Source organism: Myxococcaceae bacterium JPH2 (assembly GCA_016458225.1).
Lineage (GTDB): Bacteria > Myxococcota > Myxococcia > Myxococcales > Myxococcaceae > Citreicoccus.
The window spans coordinates 345,104-359,880 of record JAEMGR010000005.1; the positions used below are offsets into that span (position 1 = coordinate 345,104).

At 71.7% G+C, this 14,777-nt stretch carries 15 protein-coding genes; 8 read left to right on the forward strand and 7 right to left on the reverse strand.

From position 1 onward, the window contains the following. Positions 1-60: 60 nt before the first annotated feature. Positions 61-375, forward strand: a complete 315-nt coding sequence (locus tag JGU66_10320) for a hypothetical protein (protein ID MBJ6761158.1) — start codon at positions 61-63, stop codon at positions 373-375. Between the two features lie 43 nt (positions 376-418). Next, the gene (locus JGU66_10325) at positions 419-1,921 is read left to right on the forward strand and encodes a HAMP domain-containing histidine kinase (GenBank protein MBJ6761159.1); all 1,503 of its coding nucleotides are present in this window, start codon (positions 419-421) and stop codon (positions 1,919-1,921) included. Here JGU66_10325 and JGU66_10330 read toward each other — a convergent pair. From JGU66_10330 to JGU66_10340, 3 genes are all read right to left on the reverse strand, one after another. After that, a complete protein-coding gene (locus tag JGU66_10330; protein MBJ6761160.1) occupies positions 1,851-3,701 on the reverse strand; it encodes a methyl-accepting chemotaxis protein in 1,851 nt (616 codons plus the stop codon). The two genes, JGU66_10325 and JGU66_10330, sit on opposite strands and share 71 nt — an antisense overlap. A 228-nt stretch (positions 3,702-3,929) precedes the next feature. Further along, a complete protein-coding gene (locus JGU66_10335; GenBank protein ID MBJ6761161.1) occupies positions 3,930-4,733 on the reverse strand; it encodes an iron-containing redox enzyme family protein in 804 nt (267 codons plus the stop codon). Positions 4,734-4,934: 201 nt separating this feature from the next. Further along, positions 4,935-5,498, reverse strand: a complete 564-nt coding sequence (locus JGU66_10340; GenBank protein ID MBJ6761162.1) for an NUDIX hydrolase — start codon at positions 5,496-5,498, stop codon at positions 4,935-4,937. Positions 5,499-5,647: 149 nt separating this feature from the next. Between JGU66_10340 and JGU66_10345 the strand changes: the two genes are divergently transcribed. Together JGU66_10345 and JGU66_10350 are read left to right on the forward strand one after the other, a co-directional pair. Continuing rightward, positions 5,648-7,054 (forward strand): sigma-54-dependent Fis family transcriptional regulator, encoded by a 1,407-nt coding sequence (locus tag JGU66_10345; GenBank protein ID MBJ6761163.1) that lies wholly within the window; start codon positions 5,648-5,650, stop codon positions 7,052-7,054. A 175-nt stretch (positions 7,055-7,229) separates the two neighbouring features. Continuing rightward, complete coding sequence (locus tag JGU66_10350; GenBank protein MBJ6761164.1) at positions 7,230-8,303, forward strand: TetR family transcriptional regulator; 1,074 nt, start codon at positions 7,230-7,232, stop codon at positions 8,301-8,303. Here JGU66_10350 and JGU66_10355 read toward each other — a convergent pair. Beyond that, entirely contained in the window at positions 8,300-8,839 is a 540-nt protein-coding gene (locus tag JGU66_10355) for a hypothetical protein (GenBank protein MBJ6761165.1), read from the reverse strand. The genes JGU66_10350 and JGU66_10355 overlap by 4 nt on opposite strands. A gap of 144 nt (positions 8,840-8,983) precedes the next feature. On the opposite strand from JGU66_10355, the gene JGU66_10360 reads away from it, so the two are divergent. Next, positions 8,984-10,042: a hypothetical protein gene (locus tag JGU66_10360; protein MBJ6761166.1), complete on the forward strand. Its 1,059-nt coding sequence runs from the start codon at positions 8,984-8,986 to the stop codon at positions 10,040-10,042. Positions 10,043-10,048: 6 nt separating this feature from the next. On the opposite strand, the gene JGU66_10365 is transcribed toward JGU66_10360, so the two are convergent. Then, entirely contained in the window at positions 10,049-10,363 is a 315-nt protein-coding gene (locus JGU66_10365) for a tetratricopeptide repeat protein (protein MBJ6761167.1), read from the reverse strand. Between the two features lie 62 nt (positions 10,364-10,425). Between JGU66_10365 and rsfS the strand changes: the two genes are divergently transcribed. The 3 genes from rsfS to JGU66_10380 are packed head-to-tail and all read left to right on the forward strand — an operon-like array spanning position 10,426 to position 12,661. After that, positions 10,426-10,962 (forward strand): ribosome silencing factor, encoded by a 537-nt coding sequence (rsfS, locus tag JGU66_10370; GenBank protein MBJ6761168.1) that lies wholly within the window; start codon positions 10,426-10,428, stop codon positions 10,960-10,962. 1 nt (position 10,963) lies between these two features. Beyond that, positions 10,964-11,428 (forward strand): 23S rRNA (pseudouridine(1915)-N(3))-methyltransferase RlmH, encoded by a 465-nt coding sequence (locus tag JGU66_10375; GenBank protein ID MBJ6761169.1) that lies wholly within the window; start codon positions 10,964-10,966, stop codon positions 11,426-11,428. 60 nt (positions 11,429-11,488) lie between these two features. After that, a complete protein-coding gene (locus JGU66_10380; GenBank protein MBJ6761170.1) occupies positions 11,489-12,661 on the forward strand; it encodes an RNA ligase RtcB family protein in 1,173 nt (390 codons plus the stop codon). 16 nt (positions 12,662-12,677) lie between these two features. Here the strand turns inward: JGU66_10380 and JGU66_10385 are convergent, their stop codons facing one another. Together JGU66_10385 and JGU66_10390 are read right to left on the reverse strand one after the other, a co-directional pair. After that, positions 12,678-14,027 (reverse strand): CotH kinase family protein, encoded by a 1,350-nt coding sequence (locus JGU66_10385; protein ID MBJ6761171.1) that lies wholly within the window; start codon positions 14,025-14,027, stop codon positions 12,678-12,680. A 98-nt stretch (positions 14,028-14,125) separates the two neighbouring features. Next, complete coding sequence (locus JGU66_10390) at positions 14,126-14,773, reverse strand: HAD-IA family hydrolase (GenBank protein MBJ6761172.1); 648 nt, start codon at positions 14,771-14,773, stop codon at positions 14,126-14,128. Positions 14,774-14,777: the final 4 nt, after the last annotated feature.

The following is a 14,777-nucleotide window of genomic DNA, read 5'->3' on the forward strand; positions in this document are numbered from 1 at the left end:
GGTGCGATGGGGCTCCCGGCTGCGCCAGACCCGGCGCCCGGTCCGCGACAGGGAGCAACCATGAAGCGCTGGATGACGTGGGCAGCAGTGGGGCTGGCGGCCATCACCCTCGGGGCGTGCGGCGACGTGGGAAGCATGGAGCCCATGGACGAGGCGCCGGCCCAGGTGGAGCAGGGCATCGGCACGTCGCCTCTGTGCACGTCCGGGCAGACGTTGCAGGGCAAGACGGAGGTGACGGGCGCCTGTGGGACGTGTACCCAGGGAGGAGCCGCGGGAGCCAAGGGCGCCTACTATGAGGCGTGCTGTGGCTCCGGCGGCTGTACGGGCTGGAAGCTCATCAAGATGGTCTGCGTGACGCCCTGTGAGCTGAACTGAGCCCCACCGAGGGCAACGAGGAGGGCCGCAAGGCTCCGCGCGGATGAAGCATCCCTTTGCATCCTCGCGCCCGTGGGAGGCGCTCGGCTCGCTGTCCGCGCGGCTCCTGGTGGCGTTCCTCGTGCCCACCCTGCTCTTCCTCACGCTCGCGGGCGTCACGGTGTACGCGTTGGCGCGCGCGAGCCTTGAGGACGAGCTGGGCACGGGCCTGTCCGCGCTGGCCGCGGCCACGGCCAGCCAGGTGAATGGCGAGCGCATGCTCACCATCGAGCCCGGAGATGACCAGGGCGGCACGCGCACGTGGCGAGCGCTCGCGAGGCTCCTGGATGGCGTGCGCACGGCCAGCGGGGTGCGGCGCATCTACGCGGTGGACACGGCGGGACGCGTGCGCGCGGACTCCACCGGCAGCCTCCCGGTGGGCGCCGAGGTGCCCGAACTCGCGAGGGACCGGCTGGAGCTGTCGCGCGTGTTCGCGGGCGGGCGCGCGGCCAGCCAGGTGCTGTTCACGGGCTCGGACGGACAGCTCTACAAGACGGGCTACGCGCCCATCCTCCAGGACGGACAGGTGGTGGGCGCGGTGGCCGTGGAGGGCAGCGCCGCGTACTTCGTCCCGCTGCGCCGGATGGGGCGCGCCTTCGCGGTGGCGAGCGCGGTGGCGCTCCTGGTGTTGGCGCTCATCGCGGTGCTCACCGCGCGCGGGCTGGCGCGACCGCTCGGGCGACTGATGGACTCGGCGCTGCGCATCGGCCGAGGCGACCTGACGACGCCGGTGCCCCCCGAGCCCACGCGCGAGATTGGCGTGCTCGCGCGCGAACTCGAAGAGATGCGCCGCGCGCTGGAGGGACGAGACCGTCAGCTCAAGCTCATGCTCGCGGGCGTGGCCCATGAGGTGCGAAACCCGCTGGGCGGAATCGCGCTGTTCAGCGGGCTCTTGGACGAGGACCTCAAGGCCGGCTCACACCCGGAGGCCGGCGCGCATGTCGCGCGCATCCAGCGCGAGGTGGCGTACCTGCAGCGCATCGTCGAGGACTTCCTCGCCTTCGCGCGCGAGCAGCCGCTGGCGCGTGCTCCCGTGGAGGCCCCCGCGCTCGTGGACGGGGCGTGTGAGCTGCTCTCGATGGAGGCGGAAGCCCGCGGCGTGGTGCTGGAGGTGGACGCCGCGCCCGCGCGCCTGGAAGCAGATGGAAGCCTGCTCACCGCCGCGCTGGTGAACCTGGTGAAGAACGCCGTGCAGGCCTCGCCGCCCGGTGCCCCCGTGCGCGTGACGGGCCACGCCCAGGATGGCCGCTACACCATCCACGTGCGCGACCAAGGCCCCGGCGTCCCGGAGACCCAACGCGAGCGCATCTTCGAGCCCTTCTTCACCACGCGCGAGCAGGGCACCGGCCTGGGCCTGCCGCTCGCGCGAAAGATTGCCCGCGCGCACGGCGGCGAGCTGGCGCTGACGTCTCAGCCCGGCGCCACCACCTTCCTGCTCACCCTGCCGCTGGCGCCCCAGGAGGCTCCGGAGCCACAGGCACGGGGTCCTCGTCCTCGTGGACGTTGAACTGCTCCGCCATCCGCTCCACTTCGTGTGACACGGACTGGAGCGCGCGAGTGGCCTCGCGGGTGGACTCCAGGCGCGTGAGCGTGGCGCCCATGATTTGGGACAGCTCGCCGATGGCGGTGAACACCTGGGTGAAGCCCGCGTTCTGCGCCGTGACGGCGGAGGCAATCTGCCGCGCGGCGGTGGAGCTCTCCTGGGAGATGCGCGACAGCGCGCGCAGCGAGTCCCCCGAGGCGCGCATCTGCTCCAGCCCCTCGGACACCTGGGCCTCGCCCACCATGCCCATGCGGGCCGCGTCACCGATGCCGCGGCTGATCTCCAGGAGGATGGAGTGGATGCGTCGGGTGGCCTGGATGGACTGGTTGGACAGCCCGCGCATCTCCTGCGCCACCACCGCGAAGCCCCGCCCCGCCTCGCCCGAGCGCGCCGCCTCGATGGCCGCGTTCACCGCCAGGAGGTGGGACTGGTCCGCCAGGTCCTTCACCGCCTCGGTGATTTCGCCAATCTGCGTGGTGCTGTCCGCCAGCCGGGACAGCCGCTGCTGGATGCCGTCCACGGCGCCGCGGATGGCGGTGAGGCCCTTGAGGCTCTGCGCCACCGCTTCCTCGCCGGTGCGGCCCAGCTCCTCGGCGCGCGCGGCCACCAGGAGCACGGACTCCGCGCGCTGCGCCGCCGCGACAGACGTGCGTTTGATCTCCTCGCTCGTCACCTGCGCCTCGCGCAGGGCGGCGGCCTGACGGGTGATGCTCTCGCGCTGCTCGTCGTTGGCGGTGCTCAGGTGACCACCGGCCTCGCTCAGCTGCGACGCGGAGGCTTGCAACGCCCGAGGCAGCCGCCGCAGCTTCGCGAGCACGGCGTTCATGCCCGCGGCCAGGTCGCCAATCTCGTCGGTGGAGACCCACGCGGGCGCCTGCGCGCGGCCCGCCGCGAGTGACTCGATGGCCGTGCGCACCGCGCCCGCCGCGCTCGCCTGTCGCCGCGCCAACAGCCACGTGGTGGCCGTGGGCAGCAGCAGGAGGATGCCGCCCACCCACGCCAGGGCCCAGCCCAGCTCGGATGCGAGCGCATCCCCCAACTCCAGCACCCGCGCCGCCGAGCGGTGCGCCCCATCCGCCACCATCTGCGCCATCAGCGTGTCTCGCAGGTGCAAGAGCTTCATCACCACCACGCAGCCGCTGAGCATGAGCGTGGACAGCGTGGAGCCCACGAAGGTGAAGGGCAGGAACCACGCGAGCCGAGGCCAGGACAGCCCTTGCCCCGTCAGCACCAGCTCCGGCTGACGGCGCTGCTCGGCCAGGGCCAACGGCAGGAGGGCCCGCTCCAGCGTGATGCAGATGGGGAAGCCCAGCACCACGCCACACGCCAGCCCGATGAGCGTGCCCACGCCCACGCGGAACAGGTCCTTCTGGAACCACAGACACACGGGCAGGCTGAAGAAGAACCCGCCCAGCGTCCACGCCACGCACGACGAGGCCACCGCCGCGCGCCACGGCAGCCGGAGGATGCGCTCCAGCCTCGCGCCCGGCGCATCCGAGGCGCGCGTCCGCAGGGCGTGCGTGAGCAGCGCGCGCAGGGCCACATAGGGATAGAGCAGGCCCAGCAGGACGACGATGGGCGGCAGCACCACGGCGACCGCGAGCACGCCGTCGCGGCCCGCCACGCCCATGGTCATTCCATTCAGGTATGCGGCCACGGGCGCCACCGGCAGCACCCAGGCCGTGAAGACGCCGAGCGCACGCCGGGAATGCACCCGGATGTCATTCTCTTCTTCCTCACGCATGGACGCGGCGCCCCCTCGTGGGCCCTTCGCGTCGCGGAAATGGAGGCGCGCGGCGCTCGGCCCGGCCTCAACACTGGCCCTCGTCGCCGACCTCCGCAGCGCATCGCGACGAAAGTCCAGCGCGCTGCCGGCTGGCTGACACGATTCCTCGCGCGGACGCGAGACAGCGGACACGCGTCGCGCCTCCGCGGTCCGGAGTCCGAGTCGCAGGGTGTGCGTCGCCGTCCGTCAATCGGAGACGCACGCGGCGATGGCCGTGGCATACAGCCGCAGCACCGTGCGCGCCGCGACCTCCACGCGCGCGGGCTCGTCGGTGGTGTCGTCGGTGGCGAGCTTGATGAGCTCCAGCGCCTCGTCCGGGTGCGCGTCGTCGTAGCGCGCGTGCGCCTTGAGCCACATCATCGACGTCGCGTCGATGCGCGCCCCATCCGCGGCGTAGGCCCGGAAGGGCTGCGCCACCTCGCGCGTCCACACGCCGGTGATGCCCTCGATGGCCCAGTTGGACGCGGCCACGCCCTCGGCCAGCGTGCCGCGCGCGCACACCGCCACGAGGTAGTCGTGCAGCGCGGCGACCTCCGGCAGAGGCTGTTGCTGGAAGAGCGCGGTCGGATCCACGCCCAGGGCACGCACCCAGTCGATGTACCACTCGGCGTGCCGCGCCTCGACGGCCAGGTTGCGCAAGAGCCACCGCCGAGCGCTCGCGTCGCCCTCGCGCTTGCCGTACGTCGTCTTCACCAACGACAGGGCCATGTACTTGGGGAAGGCCTCGACGATGACGAAGAACTGACTCAGCACCCGGCGCCAGCACCGCAGCGGTGGATGCTCACCGCGCGCGGTCTCCGCGAACAGCGCGGGCCAACAGGCCGTGCGCCACTCGGGCTCCAGCCGCGCCATCATCGCGCGCAACCACTCAGGATGCGGTGTGACCCTCAACTCGGCGGGGGCGTAGCGCTGGCCCTCCGCGCTCGCCCGCGAGGCCGCGACATTCCGGCCTGGCGCCGGATGCGCTCCCCCTTGAACAGTGAACGACATGGAACTCCCCCCTCCCGGTCTCCCGGGGAGCGATGGGCCTTCCCTTCGGCCTTCGCCCACCCCGACCCCACCTAGGGTGGATACAACTTTCTGCTTCGGCCATACCCCCGCCGCGCGGGCTCGCACGAAGCGCGCCGAGTGTGGCCCAGTAGAAGGCCACGGGTGTTCACCGGGGACCGTCGGCCCGTCCCCGGAGTGCCGTCACGCGAAGCGGCGGGCCTTCTCCAGCAAGCGGCGCAGCGGGGCCTCGTCGGCCCGGGCGAGCGCCTCGTCCCACGTGAGCCACTGCGCACCGAACGACTCCGCGGGGTCATGCGCCAGGGCTTCGGGGTCGTCGGCCACGAACAGGAAGCGCACATCGAGGTGCTCGTGGCCGGGCTCGTCCTTGCGCGCGGGGATGCCGTGCACGTCCACGTCCAACGGCACGGGCGCGGCGGGATGGGGCCTCACGCGGCAGCCTGTCTCCTCACGCGCCTCGCGCAGCGCGGTGGCCTCCATGCGGCCGCCGTCCGCGGGCTCGGCGTGTCCTCCGGGCTGCAGCCAGCGCTTCAGCTTGGCGTGGTGCAAGAGCACGAGGCGCTGCCCCGTGGGATCCACCACCACGGCGCTGCCGGTGAAGTGAGCGGGGGCCTGCGCGCGCGAGAACGGCAGGGGCAGCACGGCGGCGAAGTGGCGCATGCGCACCAGGTCCTCGCGCTCCTTGTCGTCCTCGGGGACGTGGCGCGCGAGCAGCTCCTGGAGCGGAGACGGAGTGACATCGGACATGCGGCGGGTAGACACCACCCCCGCGCGCGACGCCAGCGCCTTCGCATGCCGAGCGTGCGGGCGGCCACGACCGGTGTAGGGTGCCACGCCGGGCGCGCGCCCAGGCCACGCGTCCGCGATACTCCTTGCCCCTGGAGGCCCGAGCACCCATGGCCCGCATCCTCGTCATCGACGACCACGACACCCTGCGCGAGGGAATGACCGTCACGCTCACCCGCGCGGGCCACGCGGTCTCCGCGGCGCGCAGCGGCGCCGAGGGCCTGGCGGCCTACAAGAAGTCCCCGTTCGACCTGGTCGTCACGGACCTGAAGATGGACGGCATGGACGGCATCGCGGTGACGCGCGCGCTCAAGCACGCGGACGCCAACGCCGTGGTACTGGTGGTGACGGCGTTCGGCACCATCGAGACCGCCGTGCAGGCCATGCAGGAAGGCGCCTCCGACTTCATCACCAAGCCCTTCGCCCCGGACGTGCTGCGCGCCAAGGTGGACAAGGGCCTGGAGCTGGCCGCCACGCGGCGCCAGGTGGAGAAGCTGACCGCGCGCACCGCCGCGCACGACGCGGACGCGGCGCTCACCCACGGCAGCCTCGTGGGAGACAGCGAGCCGGTGCGCAAGCTCCTGGCCCAAGCGCGCAAGGCCGCCGCGACGGACGCCACGGTGCTGGTGCGCGGAGAGAGCGGCACCGGCAAGGAGCTGGTGGCGCGCATGCTCCACCAGGAGTCACCGCGAAAGGACGGGCCCTTCGTCGTGGTGCACTGCGCGGCGCTGGCCGAGACACTGCTGGAGAGCGAGCTGTTCGGCCACGAGCGCGGCGCCTTCACCGGCGCGGTGAAGCGCAAGCTGGGCCGCTTCGAGCTGGCTGACGGCGGCACCCTCTTCCTGGACGAGGTGGGCGAGATTCCCGCCTCCGTGCAGACCAAGCTCTTGCGCGTGCTCCAGGAGCGCGAGCTGCAGCGCGTGGGTGGCGAGGAGACGCTCAAGGTGGACGTGCGCGTGGTGAGCGCCACCCACCGCGACCTCCAGGCCGAGGTGAAGGCGGGCCGCTTCCGCGAGGACCTCTACTACCGCCTGCACATCGTCCCGCTCCAGCTCCCGCCCCTGCGCGAGCGCCCCGAGGACCTGCCCCTGCTGGCGCGTCACTTCGTCGCCAAGCACGGCCCCCGGGTGAACCGCCGCGTGACGGGCATGGACGACGGCGCGCTGCGAGCCCTCACTCGCCACGCGTGGCCGGGCAACGTGCGCGAGCTGGAGAACTGCATCGAGCAGGCGCTCGTCTTCGCCGAGGGCGACGTGCTCACCGAGGCGGACCTCCCCTCGCACCTCACCGGCGGCTCGGCCCGCCTGGACGCGGGGCTGCCCGTGCCGCACGGAGATCGCCCGCTTCCGGACATCCTGGAGGACCTGGAGCGCCAGCTCATCGCCCGCGCCTACGACAAGGCGGCCGGCGTGAAGACCGAGACCGCTCGCCTGCTGGGCATCAAGACCTCGGCGCTGTACTACAAGCTGGAGAAGTACGGCTTCCTCCCCAAGGGAGAGCGCCCCGAGGAGGGGTGAGCCTCGAAAATCCATCACTCCCGCCCCCGCACCATGACTTTCCACCAGCCTCCCGCCCACCCTCGCCCACCCTCGGGCGCGCCAAGTGCTTGGAGCGCGGGGGCTTTCGTCGACCCAGGGGGATTGGATAGGACACGGGCAGGCTGGCATCCGCCTTGCTGAAGGACCCCTGGAGATGAAGCTGCGCGCCCTCGTCATGCTGGCCTGTCTCGCGTTCGGGGCCCCCGCTGGGGCGGCCTCGGGGCTGGATGTGGCGCGCACGCGGGCCCAGGAAGCACGCGCGGAAGCCCGCTCGCTGCGCACCCGGCAACAGGCCCTGCGGGATGAGCTGAACGGACTGGCCGCGCGCATCGAGACACTCAAAGCCGAACACCAGGGCCGGCTCAGCCCCGGGTCGGAGCTGGAGACCGCGCTGCGCCGCTCGCAGGAGCTGAGCGGAACGCTGACCGGGCTGGCGCAGTCGGTGTCCGGCGCCGAGACCGAGGTGGAGCGCGCTCACCTCACGCTGCACACCGAGCTGTCCGATGAACTGTCGCGGCTGCGCGCGGCGTGGGACCGAACCTCGGAGCGCACCCAGCGGACGCAGTTGGTGGAGCAGATGCGCGCGGTCCGGATGGAGCGCGAGGCGGTGCGCGCCGCCCTGCCCGCCTCGCGCGTGCCCGCGCTGAACGAGGCCACGGCGGGAGGCGATGATCCCGAGGACCTGCTCGCGCGCGCGGACACGCTGCGCGACAGCCAGGACAAGGCGCGGCTGCGGCTCGGCGCCCTGCGCGCCCGCATCACCGAGGTGCGCGAGGAGCGCGACCTGGATCGCCGGATGAACGACTTCCTCGGCGAGGAGTCGATGTTCGACGAGCACGACCGGCACCTGCGACTGCGGACGAGCACGAGCCGGGGCCTCGAGGTGGAGACGACGCAGCGGCGCGGAGGCGGCTCCCTGGCGGATTCGCCTCCCATGGCCAACGTGGGGGAAAACGGGCCGGGACCGACGACGTCGCCCGGCGAGGAGCCCGGCAAGGGCGGCCCCACGAATCCTCCCCCGACCTTCAACACCTACCGGGCGAGCGACCGCCGCACGGACGTGGTCGCCCCGCGCGCGCAGGCGCTGGCCGCGGGTGCGCCCGAGGACCTCGGCGAGTTGGAGGCGGAGGCCACGCGGCTGGAGTCGCTGGTGCGTGACCTGGATGGCCGCGCCACCGCGCTGGAGCGCCGCGCGAAGGAGCTGATCGCTCCGGTGATGGCGCCCTAGAGAAGGCTCACGGCCACGTCCAGCACCACCGTGGCCTGCAGGCGAACTTCCTTCTCCGGCAGCCGACCACTGCCGCGCACGATGATGCCCATGGTGGGGGCGGCGACGAAGTCGCGCAGGTCCACGTCCTCGGCGCGCAGCGGCAGCTCGGGGTTGGGCAGGGAGAGCTGCACCTCCGCGATGCCCTCGCGGTGCGCCATTCTCGACTGCTTGTCTCCCGCGCGCGCGAAGAACTCGAGCGCGTCCAGGAAGCGCAGGTCCTGGTCGTTCGGCCCCAGCATCTTCAAGGTGACGGAGCGCACTTGGACGCCCTTCACGTCGGACTTGGAGACGCCCTGGTTCTTGAAGTCCTGGTTCTGGTCGAAGTCCAGCGCCGCGAAGCTGCTGATGGCGGGGAAGGCGTTGAGGGGCGTCTCGACCCCGGGGGGGCTCGCGGGCACGGTCGTCTCGCCTTTCACCTCCGTGATGAAGGACGAAGACGAGCAGGCGACGAGCCACGGGCAGGCCGCCGCCGCGAGGACAGACATGAAGCGCATGGGCGCAATCTATCGGGTGCCCGGGTGGCCCGTCATCGGAGAGGCGGCCGGGCCGCGTCCACTCGAAGGCCCGGCGAGGCCACGGGGGCCCGCCCTCCCGAGGCTGGGGCGTGCAGGCGGGGGCCGGGATATGGTGCGCGCGCTTTGGCTCGCCGCCTCCGCTCGCTGCTCATCGTCCTGGTCGCCGCGTTCGGGGGAGGTGTGCGCGCGGAGGGCTGGCAGACCGCGCTGAAGGGCACGGCCCGTCTGCTGGTGGACAGCAACGCCCCGCGCGACTACGCGTCCGGGCCCGAGGCGCCGTCCACCCTGGACCTCGCGCTCAGCGTGCTGGGCGCCGCCGAGGCACGGCGGACAGGCGAGCGCACGCAGCTGCTCGGCCGCTACGAGCTGGGCGCGCGCAAGTACAGCGCCTTCCCCGGCGAGGACACCCTCATCCAATCCGGCGCGGTGGAGGGCTCGCTCGCGCTCGGGACCGAGTGGGGCGTGGGCGTGGAGGGCCACGCCAAGGACCGCAGAGGCGGCTCGCGCGCGTACTCGGACCTGGGGGCGAGCCTCTTCGCCGAGTACGCCCCGGACGTACGGCTCGCGCTGCGACTCAACCTGGGGCCTCGGCGCTTCGTCTACCGCGCCAATCCCTCGGCGAACTTCGGCGGCCTGGAGGTGGGCGGGCTCGCGCGCTACCGCTTCAACCGGCGCCACAGCCTGAACGTCTTCGGGGGCTGGGGCTCGCGCGGCTACGGCACCCAGGCCCGGCTCCCAGGAGACGCGGTCCCCGAGACGTACACCCGCCGCCACGACGGCGCCATCCAGGTGGGCGCGGGCTACGCATACCGAGGCCCGGTGGCGCTGGGCCTCACGTACACGTACCAGGAGACGGACTCCAACAGCTTCGGGGAGACGATGCTCCGCCACCGCGTGACGGCCAACGCGGGGGTGCGCCTGCCGTGGCGGCTGTCGTTGTTCGTCCAGGGCTCGCTCGGGCTGTCGCGCTACCCGGACGGCATCTACCTGTCGCCCGAAATCATCCTCGTGGAGGAGGACGAGGGGCAGGACTCGCTCTCACTCAAGCTCACGCGACCGGTGAGCGAGCACGTGGACCTGGAAGTGTCCTGGGGCCTGTGGAGTACGCGACTGCCCCACAACGGGCTGTCGTATTCGCGTCAGCTCATGGGCGTGGGTATCACCTGGCGGGATGCCCCGTAGTCCCGCTCAGCCCAGGTCCTCGAGCCGCGCGTCAATCTCCTCGGCGAGCCCCGGGTGGTTCTGGGAGAGCGCGTGCGCACGGGCCCGGCCGAACACCTCGCGGGCCTGGTCCGTCTGGCCGGCCGCGGCATGGGCATCCCCCAGGGACACCAGGGCGGCGGCATAGTTCGGGTCCAGTCGGACAGCGGACTCCAGGGCCTGGATGGCCTCGGCGTACTCCCGGCGCTCCAGGTGCAGCTTGCCCAGGGAGAACCAGGCCATGGGGGCGGCGGGGAACTGGGCCACCATCTTCTTGAACTGTTCAAGGCGGGCGTCGCTCATGGACGGAAGCAGATAGAGGACCGCTGGCGGGTTGCCAAGGGTGCGGTAGGGTGCCGTTCCACATGGCTACGAAGAAGAAGACGAGCACCCCCAAGAAGACCGGCACGCGGGCCCCCGCGGGCAACAAGAAGCCGGCGGCCAAGAAGCCCTCGGCCAAGAAGTCCGCGGCCCCCCGGGCTCCCGCGCGCAAGAAGGCGCCGGCCAAGAAGAAGGCCCGCGTCGTCGCGCCGCCGCCGCCCCCCGCCGAGAACGCCCATGCGAAGGCGCTCGCCCACCGCATTGGCCAGCTCCTGCTCGACAAGAAGGCCCTGGACGTCGTCATCCTCGACATGCGCGGGATGACCTCGTACGCGGACTACATCGTCATCGCGTCCGGCGAGGCCGACCGCCAGGTGAGCGCCATGGCGGAGCACGTGCAGATCCAGCTCAAGCAGGGCCCGGACGCGGTCCGCGCGCTGAGCACCGAGGGCATGGAAACGGGCCAGTGGGTGCTGCTGGACTACGACGAGGTGGTGGCGCACCTGTTCCTCGGCGACGTGCGCGCCTTCTACGACCTGGACGGCCTGTGGGCGGATGCCCCTCGGGAGAAGCTGTCCTGACGTGAAGGTCCGTCTGCTCTCCATCGGCAAGGACCGCTCGGGCTTGTTCGAGCCCGCGGTCCAGGAGTACGCGCGCCGGCTCGGGCACTACACGCGCTTCGAGCTGGTGGAGCTGTCCGAGGCCAGCGGGAAGAAGCTCAAGGCCGGTGAGGCGAAGTCCGCCGAGGCCGACGCCATCCTCGCCAAGCGCAAGCCCCAGGACTGGCTCGTGTCCCTGGACGAGCGCGGCCAGCTCCTCGACTCCGTGGAGCTGAGCCGCTACGTGGGCAAGGCGCAGACGGGCGCCAAGGACCTGCTGTTCGTCATCGGTGGGGACGAGGGCCTGGATGACCGCGTGCGCGCGGCCTCGGACCGGGTCCTGTCGCTCTCGAAGATGACCCTGCCCCACCGGATGGCGCGCATGGTGCTCGTCGAACAGCTCTACCGCGCGTTCACCATCCTCAAGGGTGAGCCCTACCACAAGTAGGCGGGCAACCCCGTGGGGCGGACCGTCAGGCGCTCCGCGAAGCCCCCGTCGGAGCCGGCCATGTCGCCGCCCGACCTGAACCTTCCTTCCTCTCCGTCCTCCGAGCATCCCTCTTCCGAGCCGCTCGTCCGCGTCATCGCGTCGCCCCAATCGTGGGTGGAGGGCGAAGCGGTGCGACAACTGGAGGCCGTGGCGCGCTGGCCCGGCATGCGCCAGGCGGTGGGACTCCCGGACATCCACCCGGGCAAGGGCGCGCCGGTGGGCGCCGCGTTCGTGTCCGAGGGCTGCTTCTATCCGTACCTCGTGGGCGGCGACATCGGCTGTGGCATGGGGCTGTGGGACACGGACCTGCCGGTGCGCAAGGCGAAGGCGGAGCGCTGGGCCGCGAAGCTGGACCTGGAAGGCCCGTGGGCCGGTGACGCGGAGGCCGTGCTCGCCGAATACGGCGTGAAGCCCACGGGCTTCGAGACCGCGCTGGGCACGGTGGGCGGCGGCAATCACTTCGCCGAGGTGCAGCGCGTGGACGCGGTGCACGACGCCCGCGTCTTCGAGGCGCTGGGCCTCGCCGCGGACCGCCTGCTCCTGCTCGTGCACTCGGGCTCACGCGGCCTGGGAGAATCCATCCTCCGCTCGCATGTGGACCGTCACGCGGCGGGCGGACTGGCGGCGGACTCGGATGAAGCGCGGAGCTATCTCACGCGCCATGACGCCGCGGTGGAGTGGGGCCGGGCCAACCGAGCGGTGGTGGCCACGCGCCTCTTGGACGGAATCGGGGCGAGCGGCCGGCGCGTGTTGGATGTCTGTCACAACAGCATCACCCGCGTGCAGGAGCAGGACCGCGTGACGTGGCTGCACCGCAAGGGCGCGGCCCCCTCCGACGCGGGGCCGGTGGTGATTCCCGGCAGTCGCGGAGCGCTCAGCTATGTGGTGATGCCCGTGGGCAGCGGCGTGCTCAGCGCGCAAAGCCTGGCGCACGGCGCGGGCCGCAAGTGGACGCGCACCGCCGCGCGCGAGCGCATCCGCGAGCGCTTCACCGCCGAGTCACTCACGCGCACGACCTTCAAGAGCCACGTCATCTGCGAGGACCGCGACCTGCTCTACGAAGAGGCGCCGCCCGCATACAAGGCCATCGACCGCGTGGTGACGGACCTCGTCGAGGCGGGCCTCGTCCGCGTGGTGGCCACCCTGGCCCCGGTCCTCACCTACAAGACACGCGGACAGGCCGCGGAGTGAGCGCGCGCGAGGCACGTCAGCGAAGCTGCTGATCCACTCTCTCCCAGTGCTGCCGCACCCACTCGCGCAGGGCCCGCACCTCGTCGTCATGGCCCACGATGTCCGTCCGGTCGCTCCACCGCGGGAACGTGGCATAGGCCACGCCCCACTTGCCCTCGTCCTTGCGCGCCGCCTCCGCCAGCTCGCTCGCGGCGATGTCCACGAGCCCCAGGACGTTCTCGACCCGAAGGCTTCCGTGCAGCAACGCGCGGTAGCGCGCGCGCAGGGGGGCGGCGATGTCCGGGGCCGCGAGCATTCGCGCGAAGAGCTGGTTGGGGCCGGAGAAGTCGTCCCACGCCTCCGCGTCCACGCGGCGCGTGTCCCATTCCTGGCCGAAGCTCGCGTCCATGTCCCAGGGCACGAAGCGCCACTTCCCCTCGGGCCCGGAGTCGCGGAAGTGGTACGCGTTCTTCGCCACCGAGTCGCGCGCCTGGATGAGCGTGCCGAGGATCCACCAGTCCTCGTAGTCGCGAGACACCAGCCACTCCTCGCGGTGCGCGACGAAGTCCTCGGGTGACGCATCCGCGACGAACGCCGTGAGCGCCTCGATGTGGGCGAAGGCCGCGTCCCCCTTCTTGGGCTCCCCGTCCTTCTTCTCGAAGCCCTGGTTCAGCGAGTGCTTGGACCTCCCGCTCTCATCGAGCCGCGAGAAGTTGGCGTTCCAGTCCACGGCCTTGAACAGCTCGCCCTCCGCGTCCCAGCCTTGCTGGGCCAGGAGGTGCCGGTCGACGTGGTCCACCACGGTGTAGAGCCCCTCGTAGCGGCCATTCACGTAGACGACGGCGCTCGACGCCTGCACCTGCGCGTGCTCGGGCGACAGCAGGTTCCACAGCATGAAGGACAGGCGCGTGCGCAGATAGGAGTTGTCATTGAAGGGACTGATGAGGGTCACCTTGTGGCGCGCCGCATCGAAGGAGTCTCCCTCGAACTCCAGCGTGTAGCTGCGCTTGGGGAACGCCATCGACGTGCTGCCGTGCGCCTTCAGCGACAGCGCATAGCAGCGCCCCAGGTGATAGAGGCGCGCGGGGTGCTCGTCATCGTCGTCCGGCAGCGAGTCCGGGACGAAGAGGTGGAACACGGGGAGCCCATCCTCCTGCTGGTCCACGGCGGGATTCACGGAGGGCCGCGCGTCGTAGGCGCTCACGCCTCGCGAGCCGCCGCTGACCACCTCCCACGGGAGGCCCACCGCGGTCGGAGTCTCGCGCGGTCCCGCGCCGGGACAACCATCAGGCCAGGGGGCGGAACCGTCTCCCGGTGCACACGCGGCCAGCGTCATGCAGGCCATGCCCCACAGCACACCTTCGATGCCCGTTGCAGTTCGCCCCATGCTGGCTCCCTCGCAAGGCGCGAACCTACGCACGCCCCCTCGGTCGCGGCAGCGGCACTCCAGGCCGGGGCCATCCGGACAACACCTGCGACGACGGGTCAGCGCAGCGGAGGCAGCAGCTCCAGCAGTCGCAGCAGGTTGGGCTGCAGCTCATCCGGCCCCGCGGCCGTGAGCTCCTCGACGGAGTGCGTGCCCCACGTCACGGCGTAGGTGCGCAGCCCCGCCGCGCGCCCGGCCCCCAGGTCGAGCGAGGTGTCACCCACCATCCACAAGCCGCGGGTGCCCAGCGCGGCAAGCGCGCGGTGAATCACGTCCGGGGCGGGCTTGTGAGGAAAGCCGTCCGTGCCCTGCACGTGGTGCAGGAGCGGCGACAGTCCCATCGCCTCCACGAAGCGATGGGCCATGTCGCTGCGCTTGGTGGTCGCGACAGACAACAGATAGCCGCGCTCGCGCAGCACCTGCAGCACCTCCGTCACGCCCGGGAAGGGCCGTGAGCGTCGGTGGAAGTTGCGCGGATAGTGCTCGCGGTAGGTGACGCACAGCTCCGCCACCCGGTCCGCGGGCGCGAAGCGCGCATACATCGCCTCGAGCGGATGCCCGATGAGCGCGCGCACCTGCGCATGGGAGGGAGACTCCAGGCCCAGGTGCGTGAAGGCATGGAGGAAGCTGTCGATGATGTCCGGCAGCGAGTCGACCAGCGTGCCGTCGAGGTCGAAGAGGATTCCACGGGTGTCGGAGACGCTCACCCGG

What these genes read in the sequence shown, in the direction of transcription:
- JGU66_10320 (MBJ6761158.1), top strand. Translation starts at nt 61, where the DNA reads ATGAAGCGCTGGATGACGTGGGCAGCAGTGGGGCTGGCGGCCATCACC.
- JGU66_10325 (MBJ6761159.1), top strand. Translation starts at nt 419, where the DNA reads ATGAAGCATCCCTTTGCATCCTCGCGCCCGTGGGAGGCGCTCGGCTCG.
- JGU66_10330 (MBJ6761160.1), bottom strand. Translation starts at nt 3,701, where the DNA reads ATGCGTGAGGAAGAAGAGAATGACATCCGGGTGCATTCCCGGCGTGCG.
- JGU66_10335 (MBJ6761161.1), bottom strand. Translation starts at nt 4,733, where the DNA reads ATGTCGTTCACTGTTCAAGGGGGAGCGCATCCGGCGCCAGGCCGGAAT.
- JGU66_10340 (MBJ6761162.1), bottom strand. Translation starts at nt 5,498, where the DNA reads ATGTCCGATGTCACTCCGTCTCCGCTCCAGGAGCTGCTCGCGCGCCAC.
- JGU66_10345 (MBJ6761163.1), top strand. Translation starts at nt 5,648, where the DNA reads ATGGCCCGCATCCTCGTCATCGACGACCACGACACCCTGCGCGAGGGA.
- JGU66_10350 (MBJ6761164.1), top strand. Translation starts at nt 7,230, where the DNA reads ATGAAGCTGCGCGCCCTCGTCATGCTGGCCTGTCTCGCGTTCGGGGCC.
- JGU66_10355 (MBJ6761165.1), bottom strand. Translation starts at nt 8,839, where the DNA reads ATGCGCTTCATGTCTGTCCTCGCGGCGGCGGCCTGCCCGTGGCTCGTC.
- JGU66_10365 (MBJ6761167.1), bottom strand. Translation starts at nt 10,363, where the DNA reads ATGAGCGACGCCCGCCTTGAACAGTTCAAGAAGATGGTGGCCCAGTTC.
- rsfS (MBJ6761168.1), top strand. Translation starts at nt 10,426, where the DNA reads ATGGCTACGAAGAAGAAGACGAGCACCCCCAAGAAGACCGGCACGCGG.
- JGU66_10380 (MBJ6761170.1), top strand. Translation starts at nt 11,489, where the DNA reads ATGTCGCCGCCCGACCTGAACCTTCCTTCCTCTCCGTCCTCCGAGCAT.
- JGU66_10385 (MBJ6761171.1), bottom strand. Translation starts at nt 14,027, where the DNA reads ATGGGGCGAACTGCAACGGGCATCGAAGGTGTGCTGTGGGGCATGGCC.